Source organism: Fluviicola sp. (assembly GCF_029266855.1).
Classification (GTDB): domain Bacteria; phylum Bacteroidota; class Bacteroidia; order Flavobacteriales_D; family Crocinitomicaceae; genus Fluviicola.
The window spans coordinates 524,232-543,627 of sequence record NZ_JAQSWB010000002.1 but is presented as its reverse complement, the minus strand read 5'-3'; the positions used below and the strand labels follow the sequence as shown (position 1 = coordinate 543,627).

Below are 19,396 nucleotides of genomic sequence, written 5' to 3'. Positions count from 1 at the left end.
TATGAAGGAGAGAACACAAAATTATCGCCCGCACTTACTGATGCTGCTTGCCCTACTGGCCGGGAGCATGAGCTTTGTCAGGGCGCAATCCGGAGAGATGTCACTGCAGCAATGCGTCCAGTATGGCATAACAAAGAATGCCGGCGTACTGAAGTCTAAATTAGAGATCGAACGTGCCAACGAAAAAAGAACTGAAACACGTTCGGAATATTTGCCACAGGTTAACGGTTCGATATCTTTCCAGGACAATCTCAAACTGCAAACCTCCATCCTTCCGGGAGAACTTATCGGGCAACCGGGAACCCAGGTACCTGTGCAATTTGGTACTAAATACAACACAAGTGCCGGAATCGATGCAAAACAGGTCATATACAATCAATCGTTGATTTATGCGATGAAATTGACGAAACAAAGCACCAAAATTTCGGAGATCAATGCAAAAAAGACGGAAGAACAATTGATTTATGACATTGCAAGTGCTTACTATTCAGCCCAGATCTCATTTACACAAATGAAACTGGTGGAATCAAACCTGGGTCAGATAGATTCTTTGTTTAAGATCACTCAAATCCAGTTCGAGAATGACGCTGCAAAGCAATTGGACCTGGATAAACTGACGGTTAATAAAACAAACCTTCAAACTCAATTGATTACAAGTACCAATAATTACGAACAACAGTTATTGCTGCTAAAGTATTACATGGGAATGCCGCTTGACACATCGATTGGGGTGACTGCGATTGATCTGAATCAACAGTCGGCAACAATTATTGACACCAACTCACTTGATAATACAGATTTGGAACTGGTACAGGCGCAACGTGAAATATATTCGGTGACCCTGCAGCAGATAAGAGCGGGCTATTTGCCATCCCTTTCGTTGAGCTTTCAATCATCGGTGCAAAATATGCAGAACAACCTGCGCATTTTCGAGAAGGATGCACAATGGTTCCCTACTTCATATATCGGTTTGAATTTAGCGATTCCAATTTTCGATGGCTTTGCTAAAAATTCGCGCGTGAAACAAACAAGGATCCAGATGGAGCAATCTGTATTAGAGGAGCAATATATAACTGAGAATCTAAAAATGCAGCGTGAAAATGCAAACAATACCCTGAAGGCAAACCAGGCTGCATTGACCAGTCAGCAAAGCAATATTGAACTGGCCCAAAAAGTATATACCGTGACCATGGCTCAATTTATCGGAGGCATTGCTACGATAACTGACATCGTGAATGCAGAAACATCACTGAGAGATGCACAGACAAACTACCTGCAGGCATTGGTACAAGTAAAATTGGGTGAACTCGACCTGATTAGATCAACTGGAAATATTGGAAATATTAAGTAATTAAGATCCCTGACGAAACATCAGGATAAAAAAAACTAACATGGAAAATCAAGAACTACATAACAAATCTGGCCAGCAGCCAAAAAAGAAAAGCGTATTCAGACGAATCATTTTACCAATTCTGATCGGAATCGTAATCCTCCTTGTAATCATTATGAAACTGGGAAGTAACAAAGCAAAAATGGATGCAAATGCATCTATTACGGACAAAAAAATGACCGTTTTCCCGGTAACAGTTGCCGAACCGAAGATGGAAACCGTTACCCAGGACTTCGAACTGAACGGGAATTTTGTTCCTGATCACCAGTTGAGTTTTGTTTCGGAAGTTTCAGGTCGCGTAAGAACGTTGAATGTCGAAAACGGGGATTACGTAAATGCAGGTAAAGTGATCGCAACATTGGATAACGAGCAAATCCGCATCGATCTTGCTTTGGCCAAAACAACTTTGGAGAAAGCTAAATCGGATCTGGAAAAATACGAACGCATGGTTGCAAGCGGTGCTGTGAACAAACAACAGGTAGAGGAAATGCGCATGAACATGAACACGGCCGATGCAAGAGTAAAAACACTGCAGCACAGTCTGAAATTAACAACCATTGTTTCTCCTATTTCCGGTGTTGTTTCAAACGTGGCCATTGAAAAAGGAAGTTACCTGGCTCCCGGAACCGCCATTGCAGATATCGTTGATATCAAATCCCTGAAAATGAGCGTGAAGCTGTTGGATAATCAGGTTGTTCGGGTGAAAGCTGGACAAACGGTTAATATCGCTCCTGATCTCTACGCCAATTCTACAATCCCGGGAAAAGTGGTTTCTGTTTCACCGCAAGCAGACGGATCTAAGAAATTCAACACGGAAATCCGATTCACAAACCCGTCAAAAACCCCTCTTAAATCCGGGATGACGGGGAAAGTGAAGTTCACATTCGGCGGAACAAAAGAAGCATTGACAATTCCTTTGAAATGTCTGGCAGGAAGTATCAAGGATCCGAAAGTATTTGTGATCCAGGATGGCAAGGCAAAATTGACAAAAATTGAGATCGGTGCAGTGGACGATGACAAGATCGAGGTCGTATCCGGTTTAACTCAGGGAATGAAGGTGGTAAAAACAGGTCAGTTGAATATCGATAACGGATCAAAAGTTAAGATCATCAAGTAAATTAGACAGAGTCTAATTATCAATGAAGGAATTATTATTTATCAAGCCGGAAGTTCTGTCTTTATAATTCCCAACATCCATGATTGATAATTACAACAAACTCCTTGTCTTCAAAAAAACTAAAAAATTAGAAATATGTCTATTACAGAATTAGCCATAAAGAGACCCTCGTTGATCGTTGTGATCTTCGCAGTCCTGGGTTTCCTCGGAATTCTCAGCTATTCCAAACTGAATTACGAGCTGATGCCGAAATTCTCCATTCCGGTTGTAACTATTACAACAGTTTATCCGGGAGCTTCTCCTTCTGAAGTAGAGAACTCGGTTACCAAAAAAATAGAAGACGCACTTTCGGGTGTAGAAAACCTGGACGATATTCAGTCAACATCCATGGAAGGTATTTCTTCCGTTGTTTTGCTGCTGAAAAATGATTCGGATCCTGATAAAGCATTACAGGAAGCTCAGCGAAAGATCAATGCAATACTTTCCACTTTACCGGAAGAGGTCCTTTCTCCGTCGCTTGGTAAATTCTCTTTTGATGAAGCTCCGATCATGAACATCGGTGTAACGGCAAAAATGCCTCCAACAGAGCTTTACTCACTGGTGAAAGACGACATCTCCCCTTCCCTTGCAAAAATGGAAGGTATGGCACAGATAACCATGGTTGGAGGTGAAGAACGCGAGATTAAAGTCCAGGTAGACCGGGAAGCGGCTTCAAACTATGGTATTTCGATCCTTCAGATCACCAATGCCATCCGCAGTGCAAACCTGGAATTACCTACAGGTAAAGTTAAAAGTGATGATAGCCAGGCACTTGTTCGTTTACGCGGAAAATACAAGGACCTAAATGAGTTGAACAACCTGGTGATCTTAAACGATCCGAAAACAGGCTCTCCGGTAAGACTGAACGAAGTAGCAAGTGTTACAGATGCTTCCAAAGAGATTAAAACGTATAACCGGATCAACGGAACAAACTCGCTTGGGCTTCTAATCATGAAACAAACTGATGCCAATGGAGTTGAGATCAGTAAAATGGTGAAAGAAGAATTCAAAAAACTGGAGAAGCAATATGCTAAACAGGGATTAAAATTCGAGGTCGCTTCAGATTCATCCGACTTTACCATTGCAGCAGCAGATGCAGTTGTAACTGACCTTGGTCTGGCAATTTTCATTGTAGCATTGGTGATGCTCTTATTCCTTCACAGTGTGCGAAATGCATTTATCATTATGATTTCCATTCCGGCATCACTGATCTCTGTTTTCATTGCCATGTACCTGCTTGGATTCACAATGAACCTCATGACAATGCTCGCAATTTCATTGGTAGTCGGGATTCTTGTCGATGACTCGATCGTAGTACTCGAAAACATCTATCGCCACCTTGAAATGGGGAAAGATCGCAAAAAAGCAGCACTGGAAGGTCGAAACGAAATTGGATTTACGGCAATGGGGATTACCCTCGTAGACGTCGTGGTATTCCTTCCGCTGACAATGGTTGGTGGTTTGATTTCGAACCTGCTTTCCCAATTCTCATTGGTAATCGTTATTTCGACCCTGATGTCCCTGTTCGTATCCTTTACGCTGACTCCATTATTGGCTTCACGTTTTGCGAAAGAAACTGTCTTAACCAACAAAACATTGGGCGGACGAATCGTTATGGCTTTTGAACGCATCCTGAAAAACATCACGACCTCTTACGGACGTATGTTAACTGTTGCACTACGTAGAAAACGGTACATCACTTTAGCGGCATTCTTTGGGATAATTATCATCCCGGTAATGCTCGGACCTTATATCGGTGGTGAGTTCGTGAGCCAAGGAGACCGCGGGGAATTCGTAATCTCGCTGGAATTGCCCCAGGATGCCACGATTCAGCAAACGAATGCCACGGTTCAGCGTGTGGAAGATTACCTCTTCAATAAGCCGGAAGTGATCAATGTATTCACCAGTGTGGGAACAGCAAGCGGGAACATGGGATCTCAGAGTAATGCCAATAACAAAGCCCAGCTGACGGTGAAGATCGTTGAAAAAGAAAAACGTGACAAATCCGCGGCTATTATTGCCCAGTTGATGAAACAAGATCTGGAACGGATGCTTCCGGATGTTAAAGTGAACTCTGCATCCGTTGGTATAATGGGTGGGGCAGACGATGCACCAATCCAGATCGCAGTAGCAGGAAACAACATGGACTCGAATTACGTGGCTGCTTCCAAAGTATTGGAAACATTAAAATCCATTAAAGGAACAGCTGAGGTAAAAGTATCCGTTGAATCCGGAAACCCGGAAATTACGGTAAACATTGACCGCGATAAAATGGCTGAATTGGGATTGAATATGAGCACCGTTGGTTCGACCTTGCAAATGTCATTCAACGGAGACGATAATTCCAAGTACACAGAAGGTGGGAAAGATTATGATATCCTGGTGAATTATGATGATTTTGACAGAAAAAGCACATCCGATGTGAAGGAAGTTTATTTCATCAATGACAGGGGAGAACAAATTAAATTAAGCCAATTTGCAACGATCGGTAAGGCAAGCGGGCCATCCAAACTGGAACGCAAGAACCGCATCCCTTCCATTACAATTACTTCCCAGGTTCTGGGTACTTCCAGTCAGCAGGTAACAGATGAATTTGCGAAACGGATAGAAAAAGATCCGCTTCCGGCAAATACGGTTTATACCTTCGAAGGAGATGCAAAGAACATGGCAGAAGCATTCGGGAACCTCTTGCTGGCAATTTTAGCTTCTATCGTCTTTGTTTACCTGATCATGGTTGCATTGTACGATTCGTATGCTTATCCGCTGGTGGTCTTATTCTCTATTCCACTGGCAATTATCGGGGCTTTGCTGGCACTTGCTTTGGCATCGGAACCAATCAGTATCTTCTCGATGCTTGGTATGATCATGCTGATCGGACTCGTAGCGAAGAATGCGATTTTGATCGTAGACTTTACCAACCAGAAGAAAGCCGACGGACACAATACGGTTGAAGCGTTGATCATTGCAGGTCAGGCGCGTTTACGTCCGATCCTGATGACAACACTTGCAATGGTTTTCGGTATGATGCCGATTGCATTCGCACACGGAGCGGGAGCTGAATGGAAAGCAGGATTAGCCTGGGTATTGATCGGTGGTTTGACCAGTTCGATGTTACTAACGCTGATCGTCGTTCCATGTGTTTACCTGATCTTCGATATTTTCAAACGCCAGATTTCAAACAAAAAGGCAAAAGCCTTATTAAAAGAAGTTGATGTGGTCGCACTTGGGCACGGGTACGATCATAATTAACACCAATAACCAAAGAGAAGGCATCCACAACTGTGGATGCCTTTTTTATTTAGTCAAATGAAATATATCTCTACAAAACCACCTTCTGCTTATAAACCTTCCCCGCTTTTGTTTCCAATACCACGTAATAAATCCCTTTTTGAATTCCTTCCGGGATCGAAACGGTAGAAACTCCTTTCGTGATTTGCTGCCTGCTGGTTGATACCTGCTGTCCTGCAGTATTGATCAATTGAATCACGGCTTCCGTATCAAACCCAGATTTTACCTGAAGGCTTGTTTTTCCTTCGGATTGTGTGGTGAAAATTGCCAGTTCAGGAGCCTTATCAGATTCGTTTACGGATAGTGATGCCGGATCGATTGTTCCCTGTAAATACTTGACATTAGTACCAACATTATCACTGTAGACGATATGAAATTTCCCGTTTGAAAACTGGATATCCGGGCGCGATTGACCACCTACTGTTCCCGCTGTCAATGTATCGATATTTACTCCCAGGCCGGCAGTTCCAGTAACTGAATAAGTGAAGAAAACATCAGTGGATCCGCCGTTGGAACCTTGCCAGACAACGGCAAGCGTATCGCCTTTACCGGCTATTACCGGGAAATTCTGAACACCCAAGCCCATTGGGAAAAGTTTTCGGTGAACACCGATTTGCTGGTTATTTAAATTCGTTGAACTGATGTACACATCACTATTACTCATCCAAGTTGAAACCAGTGAGTCACCCATAATTACACCGGAAGGCCCGCTGGAAGGACAGGATGAGATCATCCAGTTTGTTTGATCGATTTCGGCGGCAGCTGTAAAACTTGCACTTCCATCGATAGAATAGCAGCCCCACATTTCACGGATGTTATTATCATCATTCCGGAATAAGAGCACCTGTTTATTGCCTTCTGCAACAACCGTTGCCGGACAGCAATCGCAAACAAAGCCTGTTACCGAAGAAGTCGGGTTTATCGGAGCAAGATAAGATGCCCCTCCATTTGCGGAACGTGAAACGGAATATTCCGGATCTTCAAAAGAAGAATTAAAACGCATGAAATTGACGACCGGGTTGCCATTCAAGCCAACAGCTACCGACGGAAAACGAGGAATATCTGTTCCAATCTGGTCAACGCGAACTGTATCTTCGAACGTCACACCTCCGTCGAGCGAACGAATAGTATATACCTGGGCTGTTGCACCGATTGGTTCTGTACTGAAAACCACAAAAACAGTGTCACCGGATGTTGCTACTTCAGCTCCTGTCCATGTTGCAATGTATGGAACAACTCCGTCCGGATTAAGTGCCAATGGAGTGGTAAAACCTGATCCGTTCCAGCGAGCAGAATAAATTTTGTCAGTTCCGCCATTTTCCCATATCACCTGCGGATTATCTCCTGTTGTTAAGGCTATCCGGGGATAAATATTGCTATATGTAGTTCCCAACGCTACTGTAACCGGAGCATTCCAGTTGGCACTTTGAGCTGAAGATTTGGTGGTAAAGCTGCAGATTACGATGATTCCAAGTACTAATGTCTTCATAGTTCTTCGTTTTGAATAATGATTAAAAGATTCACATGAGTGAGCAGAATGATTTACCCAAACATACGGAATTCCGATTACTTATTGAATAAGTAACGTAAGAAGTTGAAGATCAGTTGGGAGGTAAAAACACAGGAGCCGGCATGAGTGTCAAATCCTGATTTAAAAAGAATGACACTTTCTAATTTAGCGGGATTCCCTCTAAAAAAGAGAGAAATCCATCGTGTTGGAATCTCCCAAAAATTGTGAAATGTGATGATTATGTAAGTTCAGCCAAAAATTGTGTAACGATTCTGCTGGCTCTGCAACTGAACTTTACACTCCCCTGGAACCACTTACGTTTGGGGAACACAGCTATGGTCGAGGTTACAAAAGAAGGCATACTATTAGAAAAGACAGCTCTTGACTTTGAAAGTCATGGAGTGCTCAATCCGGCTGTAATACGCGAGGGAAATACTGTGCATCTCTTTTACAGAGCTGTAAAAAAGGGAAATCATTCTACTATCGGTTACTGCAGGCTCGACGGTCCGCATGAAATTGTGAGCCGGAATACTGAAGCCCTTATTTCACCTGAATTTCCTTATGAAGTACAGGGAGTAGAAGATCCGCGTATTTGCTTGATTGACGATACATATTATCTCACGTACACTGCTTACGATGGAATTAATGCCTTGGGAGCCCTGGCAACTTCAAAGGATCTTAAGCAGTTTGAAAAGAAGGGAATTATCGTCCCGCAGCTCTCCTATTCCGAATTTGAAACACTTGTAAGAGATCCCGGGTATGTGAACCATCGGTACTGGGACTTTTTTAACCCAAGTCCGTGCAACCCGGAAATTGAGGTTGACCACAATAATCTGGTTTGGGATAAAGACGTACTATTCTTTCCGCGGAGAATCCAGGGGAAGCTTCACTTTCTTCACCGGATAAAACCGGATATTCAACTGGTGGCGGTCAATGAACTAAGTGAGCTCACACCTGCATTCTGGAAAGAACACATTTCAAACCTTGAGGAAAATACCATCCTCTTCCCTAAATATGAACATGAAATAAATTACATCGGTGCAGGCGCTCCTCCAATAGAAACACCTCTTGGGTGGCTTTTGATTTACCACGGAGTTAAGTGTACGCCCGAAGGAAATATTTATGCTGCTTGTGCAGCTTTACTAGACATCCATGACCCTAAAAAGGAAATTGCCCGTTTACCTTATCCCTTATTCGAACCAGAAGAAGAATGGGAACTACAAGGAGAAGTAAACAATGTATGCTTCCCTTGCGGAACTGCACTTTTTGGCGACATCCTTTACATTTATTACGGGGCTGCAGACGAACAAATTGCTTATGCATCAGTTAGTCTTGCAGAACTCATTTCAGAACTCAAACTAAATACAATTAAAGATGAAGCATCCAATTAACGGCGAAAATCGATTCACGCAACCGGTTTTTATAAACCATCTGCCAACAGCTAACTTCCAACTGTCTAAGCTGGAGGTACCGATTGTTCTATTGATTTCATCCTATCCTCCGAGGGAATGCGGGATTGCAACTTATTCCCAGGACTTACTTACCGCACTGAAGCAGCAATTTGACAACTCGTTTGAGCTGCAAGTATGTGCGCTTCAAAGCGGATCGATGGATTACGCTTATCCGGAGGAAGTCACTTATACACTTCAAACAGATTTACCTATTGAATATGCCTCACTGGCAAATAAGATCAATAACAACAAGCGCATAAGCGTAGTAGTCATCCAGCATGAATTTGGGCTTTTCCCTTCGGATCATGAAAGCACCCTGCAGAAATTTCTTCACACACTGGAAAAACCGGTTGTAACCGTATTTCATACGGTATTGCCAAATCCAAACGGACAGTTGAAAGCACGTGTTCGAAATGTGGGACTTTCTTCCAATTCAATTATTGTAATGACAAACCACGCAGCTGAGCTTTTGAAAAATGAATATGCTATTCCCCCGAAGAAAATAACGGTGATCCCACACGGAACACACCTTGTACACCATCCGGATAAAGAGGTGTTAAAGGAAAAATACGAGCTGAAAGGTAAAAAAGTCCTCTCAACATTCGGTTTATTGAGTTCCGGTAAAGGAATAGAAACAACACTGGAGGCGCTTCCGCGAATCGTTGCTCACAATCCGGATGTAGTTTTCTTAATTCTCGGAAAAACGCACCCTTCGGTAGTTGCTTCGGAAGGAGAAGCTTACCGGGAAATGTTAAAGTCGAAGGTAAATGAGTTAAAACTGGAAGAACATGTTCGTTTCGTCAACCGCTACCTGTCGCTGAAGGATTTACTGGAATACCTGCAACTAACGGATATTTACCTGTTTACTTCTCAGGATCCGAACCAAAGTGTCAGCGGAACCTTTTCCTATGCCATGAGCTGTGGTTGTCCCATTATCTCTACTCCTATCCCACATGCAAAGGAATTCCTGAATGATGAAACGGGAATCATTGTTGATTTCAAAAACACGGATCAACTGGCGAAAGCTGTTGAGCGTTTATTGGATGATGATGTTCTGAGAACCAAATTCAGTACCAACGGCTTAGAACGTATTGCTCCGACAGCTTGGGAAAATTCGTCGATTGCTCATGCCACTCTTTTCCAACGATTGGCATCCGACAAAATAGAACTTCAATACGCGCTTCCGGATATCAATTTATCGCATTTCAGTAAATTGACTAACCGTTTCGGGATTGTCCAATTTTCCAAAATCAATCAGCCCGACCTGGATTCCGGGTATACACTGGATGATAATTCGCGGGCAATGATTGCAAGATGTATGTATTACGAAGCGACACTTGACGGAGCAAGTTTAGTGGCTATTCAGACTTATCTAAAATTCATTGCATTCTGCCAGCAGCCTGGAGGAGATTTCCTGAATTACGTAGACCGTAATGAACAGTTTACGGCTCAGAACAATGAAACAAATCTTTCCGATTCAAACGGGAGAGCAATTTGGGCCCTGGGTTATATCATTTCAAAAGAACACATTCTTCCTGAATCAATCGGATTACGTGCAAGAAGTATTCTTGAAAAGGCATTGAAAAATGTAAAACACATGCATTCTCCCCGTTCGATAGCTTTTACTATTAAAGGATTGTATTTCAGCAACCTGAAAGACCAGTCTCCGATAGTTACTTCCTATATTAAATTATTGGCAGATCGCCTTATTGATATCTATCGACACGAATCAGAAGAAAACTGGCCCTGGTTTGAAAGTTACCTGACCTATGCCAATAGTATTTTGCCTGAAGCATTATTGTGCGCCTGGAAAGAAACAGGCGACAAATTCTATAAAATGGTTGCAAAGAAATCCTTTGATTTCCTCTTGTCTCTTACATTCACCAAAACAGGAATCAAACTGATTTCCAACAAAAGCTGGTTGCATAAAGGCCAGAAACCGGAGGAATTCGGGGAACAGCCAATTGATGTTGCTTACACAATTCTGGCTCTTGACCACTTTTACGAAGTGTTCGGTATCACCAGCTATCTTGAAAAATCCCAATTGGCCTTCAGCTGGTTTTTGGGAAACAATCACTTGTCGCGCATCATTTACAACCCGTGCACTGGAGGATGTTATGACGGATTGGAACGGGAACACATCAATTTAAACCAGGGAGCAGAATCAACTATTAGTTATTTAATCGCGCGGATAACGATCGAAAAACAGCAAAAGATCCGGAATTCCCGATCAAAGAAAATGTATTTGGTATCCCAGGAGAACTATTAATCAGGAAGAAATGTATTTATGCGAAATAAGGCAAATGATCTGATCCGACACATGCAGGAAGAAGGTTTGACGCTGGTTTTGGCCGAAAGCATGACATGCGGTCTTGCCGCAATGAAACTTTCTTCCTGCATCGGTGTTTCCGATGTATTGATCGCTTCCCTGGTGTGCTATACACCCAAGGCAAAAATGGAGTTGTTGAATGTAAAAAAGACAAGCATTCAGCGTTACACTTGCGAATCGCAGGAAGTAACCAGGCAGATGACTCAAAATCTATCAGAACTTGTTGCAGCTGATGTATATGCCGCTATAACGGGTCTTGCTTCATCTGATGGAAGTGAAACGAAAGAAAAACCAGTAGGAACTGTCTTTTATGCGATTCGTTATAAGCGGAAGACCTATGATTTTCAAAAATTATTCCGTGGAACTCCCTTAGAGATTAAAACAAAAGCGGCTTTAGAGTTGTATAAGCTTATTTTGAAATTGCTTAAAGAACAAAAGCTTAGCTAAGCGAGTCATCAAACACTATTCCCCTGTTTCGGAGTGCGGTGCATTGACCTTTTTTGATTGCGATGAACCTGCCTGACGAAGATAGATCGAAAGGAAAATAATGGCAAAAATAGAGAGAAACTCACTCTGCCAGTTCTGAAAAGATTCAAACCAGAATTTGGAATGTCCCAGGTAAGCAATACCCGTAGTCAGCGGTAAACCTTCCAATGCCTGTTGTTCGTTATAATCCAGGAAGCTGCCATACCAATGCAGACCAAAGGAAAGAAAGAAGAGCAGCGTCAAAACAATGGATAAGGAATGTTTGTAAATCCGGAGCGCCAAACCTCCTTTCTTCACCGGCCACGGCGAGTTTTTCAGTGGTTCGCATTCACCTTCTTTGTCTCCCGATCCATCTTCCATCGGACGTGATTCGGAAGAACCCTCCTGCTTCATAAAAACAGTCAGAATAACAAACAAAGCCATTTGGAAAAACTCACTTTCCCAATTTTCAAATGTTGCCTGAAGAAAGTGGCCGCTTGTCAGATAGGCAGACATACTTGTTCCGGGTTGATCGTAAGAATTTAAAAAATCATTATGCTCCTTCCAACCGGTGTAAATCTGTCCGATTATGGAAAAGGCCAATAACAGGAAGAATGTGATTGAAAGTGCATTGCGGGTCAGAAAATTAGCTCTTTTCATAAGATTGAAAATATGTGGGTTATATTCCTTCCCTACCACTGTCCATTTTCCACAGCTCGGCGATTCATTGCATTTTCTTCACTCATCTTATCCGGCTTTATCTGAAAACATAAGCAATAGTCCAACCCAAATAACAAGAAGCACTATCAAGCTAATTATTAATCTCATAATCAACAAGTTAAACAAGAAAATAATATGTTTTGATCCAGTAATTTTTAGAGCACTGTTAAGAGGGGGAGCTTAACCTTCACCTCAATCTCCCCCTGTTAACATTTAACCCACACTACCACACATGGACCACTCTAACTCTGTTTAAAATTAGGAAGATGCAAGATGAAGTGCTTATAAAATTCCCTAAACTATTTGCATAATTTCCACAATTGTAAAATTTTTTCAGCTTAAGAAAACCAGGTGTATTATTTCTAACTCGCCGGCACCAGAAGTTCAATAGGGAATTTTAAGACATTTTTCCTGCAGCTATTTCCTGCAGCTGTTTCGCATTGGTATAACCCGCTTCGTAATAAGTATTATTGAAATAAATACAGCTGTTGGAACTATCCTCCGGAACACCGTTGTAAAATCTATTCAGCTCTTCGACCTCATAGGCAGATTTAAATAAAACCGGGTTTCCATGCAAACGCAAATAAAAGGAAGAAGTGCTGTGCATGAAGAAGGTTTCCATTCCCGGGAAATCCACATTGCAAAACGTAATTCCTGCATCGGATAATTTCTGCAGTACAACTTCATTCCACCACGAAATATGCCTGAACTCAATTACATTTTCCGGTAAGTGTGGAATAGCCTCCAGTACCAGTGAGAGGTTTTCATCGGTATAATGAAAAGACGGCGGAAGCTGGAAAAGGAAATGCATGCATTTTTCCTTTAGTCCGGCAAGGATCAGATCCTGGAATTCCCTGATTAAATCCTGGGTTTCTTTTAATTTTCGAATGTGTGTGATCTGCTTGCTCATTTTAACCGAAAACCTGAAGTCAGATGGCGTAGCAGCGTAATACTTTTCCAGATCCGCGGGTTTTGGAGTCCGGTAAAAGGTTCCGTTCAATTCAACGGTGTTGAAAACACTGCTATAATACTCCAACCAGCCTTTTGGCTGTAAGCCTTCGGGATAGAATTTTTTCTTCCATGCCGGATAGTAATATCCCGAACAGCCGATGTATTGATCTCTTTTCATTACTTAACAATTTACAACAATAAAATTTTCCGAACGACCTCCGGATAGCTTAACTTTAGTTCATACACATGGCGAGCACACCGGTTGATTGAGTATTAATTAAACTGATGAATATGACACGAGAAGCGAAAAAAAACAAAGACGAAGAGGTTAAATTACACAATGAGGAAGGAATGAAGGAAAACGCTAAAAAGACGGATCGGCGAAACCCGAAAAAAGGCCTTCCGATTAATAGTCCGGGGCGTGAAAGCTCCAAGTCTTAGACAAACAGATCAAACTGTTATTCAAACAAGCTCAGCTGCCCGTCATCTTTCGGAGGCTGGGCTTTTCCGTAAATGGTCCGTCCGCCATATCGATAAGATTCAGCCCGTTCCTTTGCTATTGCCTTGTCGAACAGATCTTCGTCAGGCACAAATTGTTGCTCAACAATCTGCGCCACCAGGTGCAGGTTTTTAATCGCCTGGGTCTTATCGGCATTTCCGATTTTCGATTTCTCTACGGCTGTCCTGAGAACTTCGATCGTATCATCATACACTTTTGTCGGAACCGGAAACGGATGCCCGTCTTTGCCGCCATGCGCAAACGAGAAGCGTGCCGGATCACTGAATCGCGAAGGTGTACCATGGATAATCTCACTAACAAGAGCCAATGATTGGACGGTTCTGGGCCCTACACCTTCCAGCAAAAGCAATGATTCAAAATCGCGCAAACCTTTGTCGTGGGCAAGTGCCAGAACACTTCCCAGCCGTTTCAGGTTAACATCTTCGGCTCTCACCTCATGGTGACCGGGAAGAATCAGTTTCTGTATTTCGGGAATAATAAGTGAAGGTTTTTCAGCTACCAGATCCAGGATCCCTGATTTTGCAGAACTAGCCTTTGTATCCGTCAAATTAAGAATCTCCCCCTGGTTTTTCCCGTAAATAAAACTATGCGGTGTTTCGATGAATGATTTGACAGTTTCCGAATGCCAGTGATACCTGCGTGCCATACCGGAAGAGTCATCCATTCCCTGCTGGATCACTGCCCATTCCCCCTGGTCGGTTACTACAAAACTGTGCATGTAAATTTGAAAGCCATCCTGGATGGTATTATTGTCGACCTTCGCTGTTAACCTGCTGGAACGCACAAGTGCCTTACCGTCCAGTCCTGTCTTGTCGGAAAAACGCAGCAATTCATTCGGGGTTTCCCGTGAGTGTTTTCCTTTTCCTCCTGCGATATAAATTCCAAGTTCACTAGCACGCGGATTAACAGCACCTTTCAGTGCTCCCATAACAGATGTGGTAATCCCCGAAGAATGCCAATCCATTCCGAGTACACAGCCAAATGCCTGGAACCAGAATGGATCGCTTAAGCGACTCAAAACCGCTGATTTTCCATACTCGAGCACAATCGCTTCAACAATGGCTCCGCCAAGCAAACGCATCCGTTCTGCCAGCCATGGCGGGACCTTTCCATAGTGTAATGGAAGATCCGCATACCGTCTCGAATCGAAATAAAGCTTTGGCATACACAAAGTTAAGAAGGGAAGCTCAAAAAGAGGATGATCCGACTGTTAAAAAACCCGTCTCAACCGTGTACAACATCACGAATTGCCATTTTGTTTCTCCTCTAATTGTTCATTGAATTCATTGAGTAAGTTCATAATGGCTTCTCTTATTTTACCTCCTTTTTCCGATGCGATTAAAACTCCAACTGTCAATCCGGCAGCAGCACCTGTAACGAATGCTGACGCAACTTTTGAAAAGCCTCCGGAATTGTTGTCGTTAGTCGAATTATCTTTTTCTGTTTTCATCTCTGCAGATTTATTATTTTCTGTTCTTGTTCCTGTGGATTTATTATTTTCTGCTTTTATCACATTGGACTTATCATTTTCTATTCTCATCTCTGTGGATTTATCTTTCGCTGACTTCATCCCTGTCGACTGACCTTTTGCTGTTCTGGTCGCTGTTGGTCTATCTTTTTCCGTTTTCGTCGTTGTCGACTTATCTTTCTCTGCTTTCATCTCTTTAAATTTTGAATGAACTTAAATAGGTTCAGTATTATGGGAATTGAATTGCAAGTAGCTTGTTATATTAAAGGGGGAACTTTTTAAACTCCCCCTTTGCTGTGTAACTCATTATCAATAATTAGCTGATAATTTTATTCTTCACTTGCCGCGTCCAGGTTAATGGACGACATAGCGATTTCAGTTAAAAGCTGATCAGCTTCTTTCTCTTCATCTAAAGTTTCCTCCAGCAGTTCGGCTGCCTCAGATTCTCCCAGGGTATTAGCGAAAGCAACCAATGTTCCGTAGCTTGCAATTTCATAGTGCTCTACTTTTTGAGCAGCTGAAATGATTGCGGCATCTCTTACAACTCCATCTTCGATCTCCTTCATCAGGTCTTCAGCTTCGGTAATCAGTCCGTCCATCGCCTCACACTTTTTTGCTGCCGCTTTTTCCCCAAGCGTATCAAAAACCTGCTCCAAGCGTTCAACGTGAGTTTCCGTTACTGAAAGATGATCTTCTATTGCAGCTACAAGCTCACTGCTTGTGGCTTTTTTTGCCATTTTAGGCAATGCCTTTACCAATGCCTTTTCCGCCCAGTAGATGTCTTTTAATTCGTCAAGGAACAATTCTCTTAACCCGGACTCTCTTGATGCCCCTCCGTTTTGATTTGTTGTTTTAGTTGCCATAATATTTATATTTTTTGCGTCTGAATTCTAGTTGAAAATTAAGAATCCGAACACGAAAATATCTTACACAATCTTCGTGTCGATTTGCATAATTCTTACAATTGTTAGAATTAGTGATCGCGTATATAAGCTTGTAATCATTCCTAACCTTCATTTTATAATATTTGTTAAGGATTAGTAAGCAAATTCAATACTATAGGGTAAACATGGGATTCCCGGTTTTATATAAAAATTTCCAAATCAAAAAAATGCCAACGATTTTCCTTAAATTAGATAGGAAGAAATAAAAACCGGTTTTACGGTCCTCAATACCAGCAATTAATAAAAACGATTATGGAATTAATTTACACAGCGATCGGGCTTTTTTCTCTGGCGGCACTGATCGGACTTTACATGTTATCTCTTGTTTTACAGAAAAGGCAGGTACCCAGAGTTGCAGCAATTACTCATGGTCTGTTTGCGGCAACGGCACTTATCCTCTTAATTGTCGATATGGTCAAATCCGGTGCTGATACGGTTCAAATAGTAGTGCTTTTTATTATTACAGCCTTAGGAGGAATTGTTCTTTTTGCACGCGACATTACGGGAAGGTCCCTGCCGAAAAGCCTGGCGATTTTTCATGGGTTGCTCGCTGTTAGCGGTTTCATCTTTTTATTGATTTATACCTTCGGAAGGTAACTTACCGATTTCGAATCGGTAAACAGAAATAACCACATCTTCTGTGCTCATCCATGCTCGTCTGTGGGATAAGAAATCAAATACAGCTTATTACACAGGTAACAACTAAAACTTATTATATCCCACGGAGGAACACAGAAGTGAAAATTGGTTTCATAGGTATCAAAGGAAAACACCTTATTATTCTCGGAATACCCTATAGAAAATAAAGAAATAAAACGAGGAATAAAACCTATCCTCCTATTGGATTTGGATTTTCTTCATCCGAACTTTAATTATGACAGAAAATGAAATCAGCTATCAAATTCGTTCAGCTATCTACGAAGTTTATTTTGCATTGGGGCCGGGTCTTCTTGAATCCTCTTACGAATTTGCATTAAAGCATGAATTAGAGACCAGAGGACTAAACGTTAAGGCACAAGTGAAACTTTCTTTAAATTATAAAGATGTTATTTGGGAAGACGCTTACCGTATAGACTATTAGTGGAGGACCAGATAATCATAGAAATCAAATCCGTGGAAACATTAAAAAATGTACATCACAAACAACTAATCTCTTATTTGAAGCTATCTGGAATACGCCTTGGAATATTAGTTAATTTCAATACAGACTACTTAAAAGCAAACATTTTTCGAAAACTCAATGATTATTAGTGAATCTAACTTATACTGCATGATGAACACACATCCTCAGTGCTCATCCGTGCTCGTCTGTGGGATAAGAAATCAAATACAGCTTATTACACAGGTAACAACCAATAAAAACCTGTTTATATTATATCTACCAGCTTGGCAAAGAAATACGTAAGTTTTATTCAGGCTCTTGATTTCCTAAATGCCGGTCATTTTTATTCATCATCTGTTTGTAAACGGAAGGAGTAAACCCGGTAATTTTCTTGAATTGATTAGATAAGTGAGATACGCTGCTGTAATTTAACCTGTAAGAAATATCCGTAAGGCTTAGCTGGTCATCAAGTAGAAGTTCCTTTACCCGTTTGATCTTATTGATTATGATAAATTGTTGAATGGTCATCCCCTTTGCTTCGGAAAACACATTGGAAAGATAGGTGTAATCATATCCCAATTTCTCACTGAGATAGTCCGAATAGTTAACATTCGGTACTTCCTCCGAGTAATAGATCATTTCATTAATCGTGTCTTTGACTTTTACCACCAACATGTTTTTTTTATCGTCCAGGAGTTCCAATCCTGATTTAGATAAATTCTTTCTCAGGATCTCCCTTTCCTCGTTGGTGATTTCATCCACAGTTTCTACAATTCCTAAATCTACGATCACACAGGGCAGACCTAGTTTTTCAAACTCAGCTTTCACTACCATCTTGCAGCGAAGACTTACCATGTATTTGATATACAGTCTCAAAATTAAAACGTGTTTAACAACAATTAATAAATGTTAACTAGGAAATAAGTCAAATCTGTTTCTCTTTCGCATCGTTTTTTAATCGTTAGGCAACTTAAACCGAATTGCATTGGTTGCATTGTAGTTTTGTAGATTAAAAGGTTAACTAATCCGGATTCATTTTGTTCCGGAAATCCAGGCGTATTTTCTTTATTTCTTCATAATAAGATGGTGTCAAGCCTGTAACCTTTTTAAACAATCTTGTAAGTTCAGCCACATTTTTGTATTGAAATGCTGCTGCTATCTCCTGTATCGTCCAATTTTCATATAAAATTATTTCTTTTACCCGTTCAACATGTTGTATATCTATGTATTGAGATAAATCAATCTCATAAACCTGCAAAAACAAATTCACAACTCGCGAATAATTGAACCCTATTTTTTTTGTCAGATATGCCGGATAATTTTCTCTCGGCATTCGAGGATTCTTATAAATCAATTCTGTGATTGATTCTGAAATATGATCCAATAATATACTGTCAAATACATCTACAACTTCGTACCCCAATTCCAAAAGGCCCTCTTTTAGTTGAAAGCGTTGCCCTGCCGTTAATTCCTCTTCGAATTCTAAAATACCCTGGTCAATTTCAGATGCCATAAGACCTAATGCTGTAAGCTCTTTTTCTATCTTCTCTTTACAGCGATGGCTGACCATGTACTTAATATAAACTCTCAAAATTTATTTATCTCTAAAAATCCAGTCGAAGTTAAAATAATTTACAATTTTTTCAAATTATTCAATCATTTTGAATTTTGAGGCTCAAGCGTTAAGATGTTACATTATTCTCGCAATTATGGTTTACTGCTGGGAAGCCATTGTGTTGCCAAAGCTGCCAACGCAACGACGAGGGTCAGATGAAACGCCCCTCCGGCATCAAATCTGAAATATGCGACGGACCAACCCATGCCTACTATAAGTGCTAATGTGCTTATTACTACTCTCATAATCATTCTTTTTAATGGTGAATCCTAAACTTTAAATCCCGGTAATCAATTATTCAAACAATTAATACTCTTAAAAAAGGAATAAGAGAGACTGACATTCTATTACTTACATAAACTTCATTTTTTTTGGAGACTCTTTAAAAGGGGGTTTTCACCCCCTTTACCTAACGTACTCGATTTACCATAAGGTTATCCACATTTTCAAAATTTTATTTCACATTTTGTATTATCAAATTTAGAAG

At 41.2% G+C, this 19,396-nt stretch carries 17 protein-coding genes and 1 pseudogene; 9 read left to right on the top strand and 9 right to left on the bottom strand.

Features of this window, described 5'->3' with window-relative positions:
* Position 1 precedes the first annotated feature (1 nt).
* From K0S23_RS07770 to K0S23_RS07760, 3 genes are all read left to right on the top strand, one after another.
* Positions 2-1,351 (top strand): TolC family protein, encoded by a 1,350-nt coding sequence (locus tag K0S23_RS07770; protein WP_300355863.1) that lies wholly within the window; start codon positions 2-4, stop codon positions 1,349-1,351.
* 40 nt (positions 1,352-1,391) lie between these two features.
* The gene (locus K0S23_RS07765; RefSeq protein WP_300355862.1) at positions 1,392-2,507 is read left to right on the top strand and encodes an efflux RND transporter periplasmic adaptor subunit; all 1,116 of its coding nucleotides are present in this window, start codon (positions 1,392-1,394) and stop codon (positions 2,505-2,507) included.
* A gap of 135 nt (positions 2,508-2,642) precedes the next feature.
* Positions 2,643-5,795: an efflux RND transporter permease subunit gene (locus tag K0S23_RS07760; RefSeq protein ID WP_300355861.1), complete on the top strand. Its 3,153-nt coding sequence runs from the start codon at positions 2,643-2,645 to the stop codon at positions 5,793-5,795.
* A gap of 70 nt (positions 5,796-5,865) precedes the next feature.
* Here the strand turns inward: K0S23_RS07760 and K0S23_RS07755 are convergent, their stop codons facing one another.
* The gene (locus K0S23_RS07755) at positions 5,866-7,323 is read right to left on the bottom strand and encodes a T9SS type A sorting domain-containing protein (protein WP_300355860.1); all 1,458 of its coding nucleotides are present in this window, start codon (positions 7,321-7,323) and stop codon (positions 5,866-5,868) included.
* A gap of 245 nt (positions 7,324-7,568) precedes the next feature.
* Between K0S23_RS07755 and K0S23_RS07750 the strand changes: the two genes are divergently transcribed.
* The 3 genes from K0S23_RS07750 to K0S23_RS07740 are packed head-to-tail and all read left to right on the top strand — an operon-like array spanning position 7,569 to position 11,571.
* A complete protein-coding gene (locus K0S23_RS07750) occupies positions 7,569-8,735 on the top strand; it encodes a pesticidal protein Cry7Aa (RefSeq protein WP_366944299.1) in 1,167 nt (388 codons plus the stop codon).
* Positions 8,719-11,064 (top strand): glycosyltransferase, encoded by a 2,346-nt coding sequence (locus K0S23_RS07745; RefSeq protein WP_300355859.1) that lies wholly within the window; start codon positions 8,719-8,721, stop codon positions 11,062-11,064. Before K0S23_RS07750 ends, K0S23_RS07745 begins: the two co-directional genes overlap by 17 nt.
* Before the next feature lie 18 nt (positions 11,065-11,082).
* Positions 11,083-11,571, top strand: a complete 489-nt coding sequence (locus K0S23_RS07740) for a CinA family protein (RefSeq protein ID WP_300355858.1) — start codon at positions 11,083-11,085, stop codon at positions 11,569-11,571.
* 15 nt (positions 11,572-11,586) lie between these two features.
* Here the strand turns inward: K0S23_RS07740 and K0S23_RS07735 are convergent, their stop codons facing one another.
* Both K0S23_RS07735 and K0S23_RS07730 read right to left on the bottom strand, forming a co-directional pair.
* Positions 11,587-12,249: a DUF6766 family protein gene (locus tag K0S23_RS07735; RefSeq protein ID WP_300355857.1), complete on the bottom strand. Its 663-nt coding sequence runs from the start codon at positions 12,247-12,249 to the stop codon at positions 11,587-11,589.
* A gap of 457 nt (positions 12,250-12,706) precedes the next feature.
* Positions 12,707-13,438, bottom strand: coding sequence for a DUF72 domain-containing protein (locus K0S23_RS07730; RefSeq protein WP_300355856.1), 732 nt, complete (start codon positions 13,436-13,438; stop codon positions 12,707-12,709).
* Positions 13,439-13,551: 113 nt separating this feature from the next.
* Here K0S23_RS07730 and K0S23_RS07725 point away from each other — a divergent pair, with 113 nt between their 5' ends.
* The gene (locus tag K0S23_RS07725) at positions 13,552-13,701 is read left to right on the top strand and encodes a hypothetical protein (protein WP_300355855.1); all 150 of its coding nucleotides are present in this window, start codon (positions 13,552-13,554) and stop codon (positions 13,699-13,701) included.
* A gap of 17 nt (positions 13,702-13,718) precedes the next feature.
* Here K0S23_RS07725 and K0S23_RS07720 read toward each other — a convergent pair whose 3' ends face one another.
* The 3 genes from K0S23_RS07720 to K0S23_RS07710 all read right to left on the bottom strand — a co-directional run bounded on the left by K0S23_RS07720 (position 13,719) and on the right by K0S23_RS07710 (position 16,111).
* The gene (locus tag K0S23_RS07720) at positions 13,719-14,945 is read right to left on the bottom strand and encodes a DUF763 domain-containing protein (protein ID WP_300355854.1); all 1,227 of its coding nucleotides are present in this window, start codon (positions 14,943-14,945) and stop codon (positions 13,719-13,721) included.
* Between the two features lie 75 nt (positions 14,946-15,020).
* Positions 15,021-15,440 carry a YtxH domain-containing protein gene (locus K0S23_RS07715; protein WP_300355853.1) on the bottom strand — a complete coding sequence of 140 codons (420 nt, stop codon included), beginning with the start codon at positions 15,438-15,440 and terminating at the stop codon, positions 15,021-15,023.
* A 137-nt stretch (positions 15,441-15,577) separates the two neighbouring features.
* Positions 15,578-16,111, bottom strand: a complete 534-nt coding sequence (locus K0S23_RS07710) for a ferritin-like domain-containing protein (RefSeq protein ID WP_300355852.1) — start codon at positions 16,109-16,111, stop codon at positions 15,578-15,580.
* Positions 16,112-16,444: 333 nt separating this feature from the next.
* On the opposite strand from K0S23_RS07710, the gene K0S23_RS07705 reads away from it, so the two are divergent.
* Both K0S23_RS07705 and K0S23_RS07700 read left to right on the top strand, forming a co-directional pair.
* Positions 16,445-16,789, top strand: a complete 345-nt coding sequence (locus K0S23_RS07705) for a hypothetical protein (RefSeq protein WP_300355851.1) — start codon at positions 16,445-16,447, stop codon at positions 16,787-16,789.
* A gap of 277 nt (positions 16,790-17,066) precedes the next feature.
* A pseudogene (locus K0S23_RS07700) lies at positions 17,067-17,443 on the top strand (GxxExxY protein).
* Positions 17,444-17,600: 157 nt separating this feature from the next.
* Here the strand turns inward: K0S23_RS07700 and K0S23_RS07695 are convergent.
* The 3 genes from K0S23_RS07695 to K0S23_RS07685 all read right to left on the bottom strand — a co-directional run bounded on the left by K0S23_RS07695 (position 17,601) and on the right by K0S23_RS07685 (position 19,154).
* A complete protein-coding gene (locus tag K0S23_RS07695; protein WP_300355850.1) occupies positions 17,601-18,170 on the bottom strand; it encodes an AraC family transcriptional regulator in 570 nt (189 codons plus the stop codon).
* Positions 18,171-18,315: 145 nt separating this feature from the next.
* A complete protein-coding gene (locus K0S23_RS07690) occupies positions 18,316-18,885 on the bottom strand; it encodes an AraC family transcriptional regulator (RefSeq protein WP_300355849.1) in 570 nt (189 codons plus the stop codon).
* Positions 18,886-19,001: 116 nt separating this feature from the next.
* The gene (locus tag K0S23_RS07685; protein WP_300355848.1) at positions 19,002-19,154 is read right to left on the bottom strand and encodes a lmo0937 family membrane protein; all 153 of its coding nucleotides are present in this window, start codon (positions 19,152-19,154) and stop codon (positions 19,002-19,004) included.
* Positions 19,155-19,396: the final 242 nt, after the last annotated feature.

Excerpts from the sequence above, each read along its gene's own strand:
- K0S23_RS07765 (WP_300355862.1), top strand. The coding sequence starts at position 1,392 with ATGGAAAATCAAGAACTACATAACAAATCTGGCCAGCAGCCAAAAAAG.
- K0S23_RS07705 (WP_300355851.1), top strand. The coding sequence starts at position 16,445 with ATGGAATTAATTTACACAGCGATCGGGCTTTTTTCTCTGGCGGCACTG.
- K0S23_RS07710 (WP_300355852.1), bottom strand. The coding sequence starts at position 16,111 with ATGGCAACTAAAACAACAAATCAAAACGGAGGGGCATCAAGAGAGTCC.
- K0S23_RS07740 (WP_300355858.1), top strand. The coding sequence starts at position 11,083 with ATGCGAAATAAGGCAAATGATCTGATCCGACACATGCAGGAAGAAGGT.
- K0S23_RS07760 (WP_300355861.1), top strand. The coding sequence starts at position 2,643 with ATGTCTATTACAGAATTAGCCATAAAGAGACCCTCGTTGATCGTTGTG.
- K0S23_RS07755 (WP_300355860.1), bottom strand. The coding sequence starts at position 7,323 with ATGAAGACATTAGTACTTGGAATCATCGTAATCTGCAGCTTTACCACC.
- K0S23_RS07715 (WP_300355853.1), bottom strand. The coding sequence starts at position 15,440 with ATGAAAGCAGAGAAAGATAAGTCGACAACGACGAAAACGGAAAAAGAT.
- K0S23_RS07685 (WP_300355848.1), bottom strand. The coding sequence starts at position 19,154 with ATGAGAGTAGTAATAAGCACATTAGCACTTATAGTAGGCATGGGTTGG.
- K0S23_RS07730 (WP_300355856.1), bottom strand. The coding sequence starts at position 13,438 with ATGAAAAGAGATCAATACATCGGCTGTTCGGGATATTACTATCCGGCA.
- K0S23_RS07735 (WP_300355857.1), bottom strand. The coding sequence starts at position 12,249 with ATGAAAAGAGCTAATTTTCTGACCCGCAATGCACTTTCAATCACATTC.
- K0S23_RS07720 (WP_300355854.1), bottom strand. The coding sequence starts at position 14,945 with ATGCCAAAGCTTTATTTCGATTCGAGACGGTATGCGGATCTTCCATTA.
- K0S23_RS07725 (WP_300355855.1), top strand. The coding sequence starts at position 13,552 with ATGACACGAGAAGCGAAAAAAAACAAAGACGAAGAGGTTAAATTACAC.
- K0S23_RS07770 (WP_300355863.1), top strand. The coding sequence starts at position 2 with ATGAAGGAGAGAACACAAAATTATCGCCCGCACTTACTGATGCTGCTT.
- K0S23_RS07745 (WP_300355859.1), top strand. The coding sequence starts at position 8,719 with ATGAAGCATCCAATTAACGGCGAAAATCGATTCACGCAACCGGTTTTT.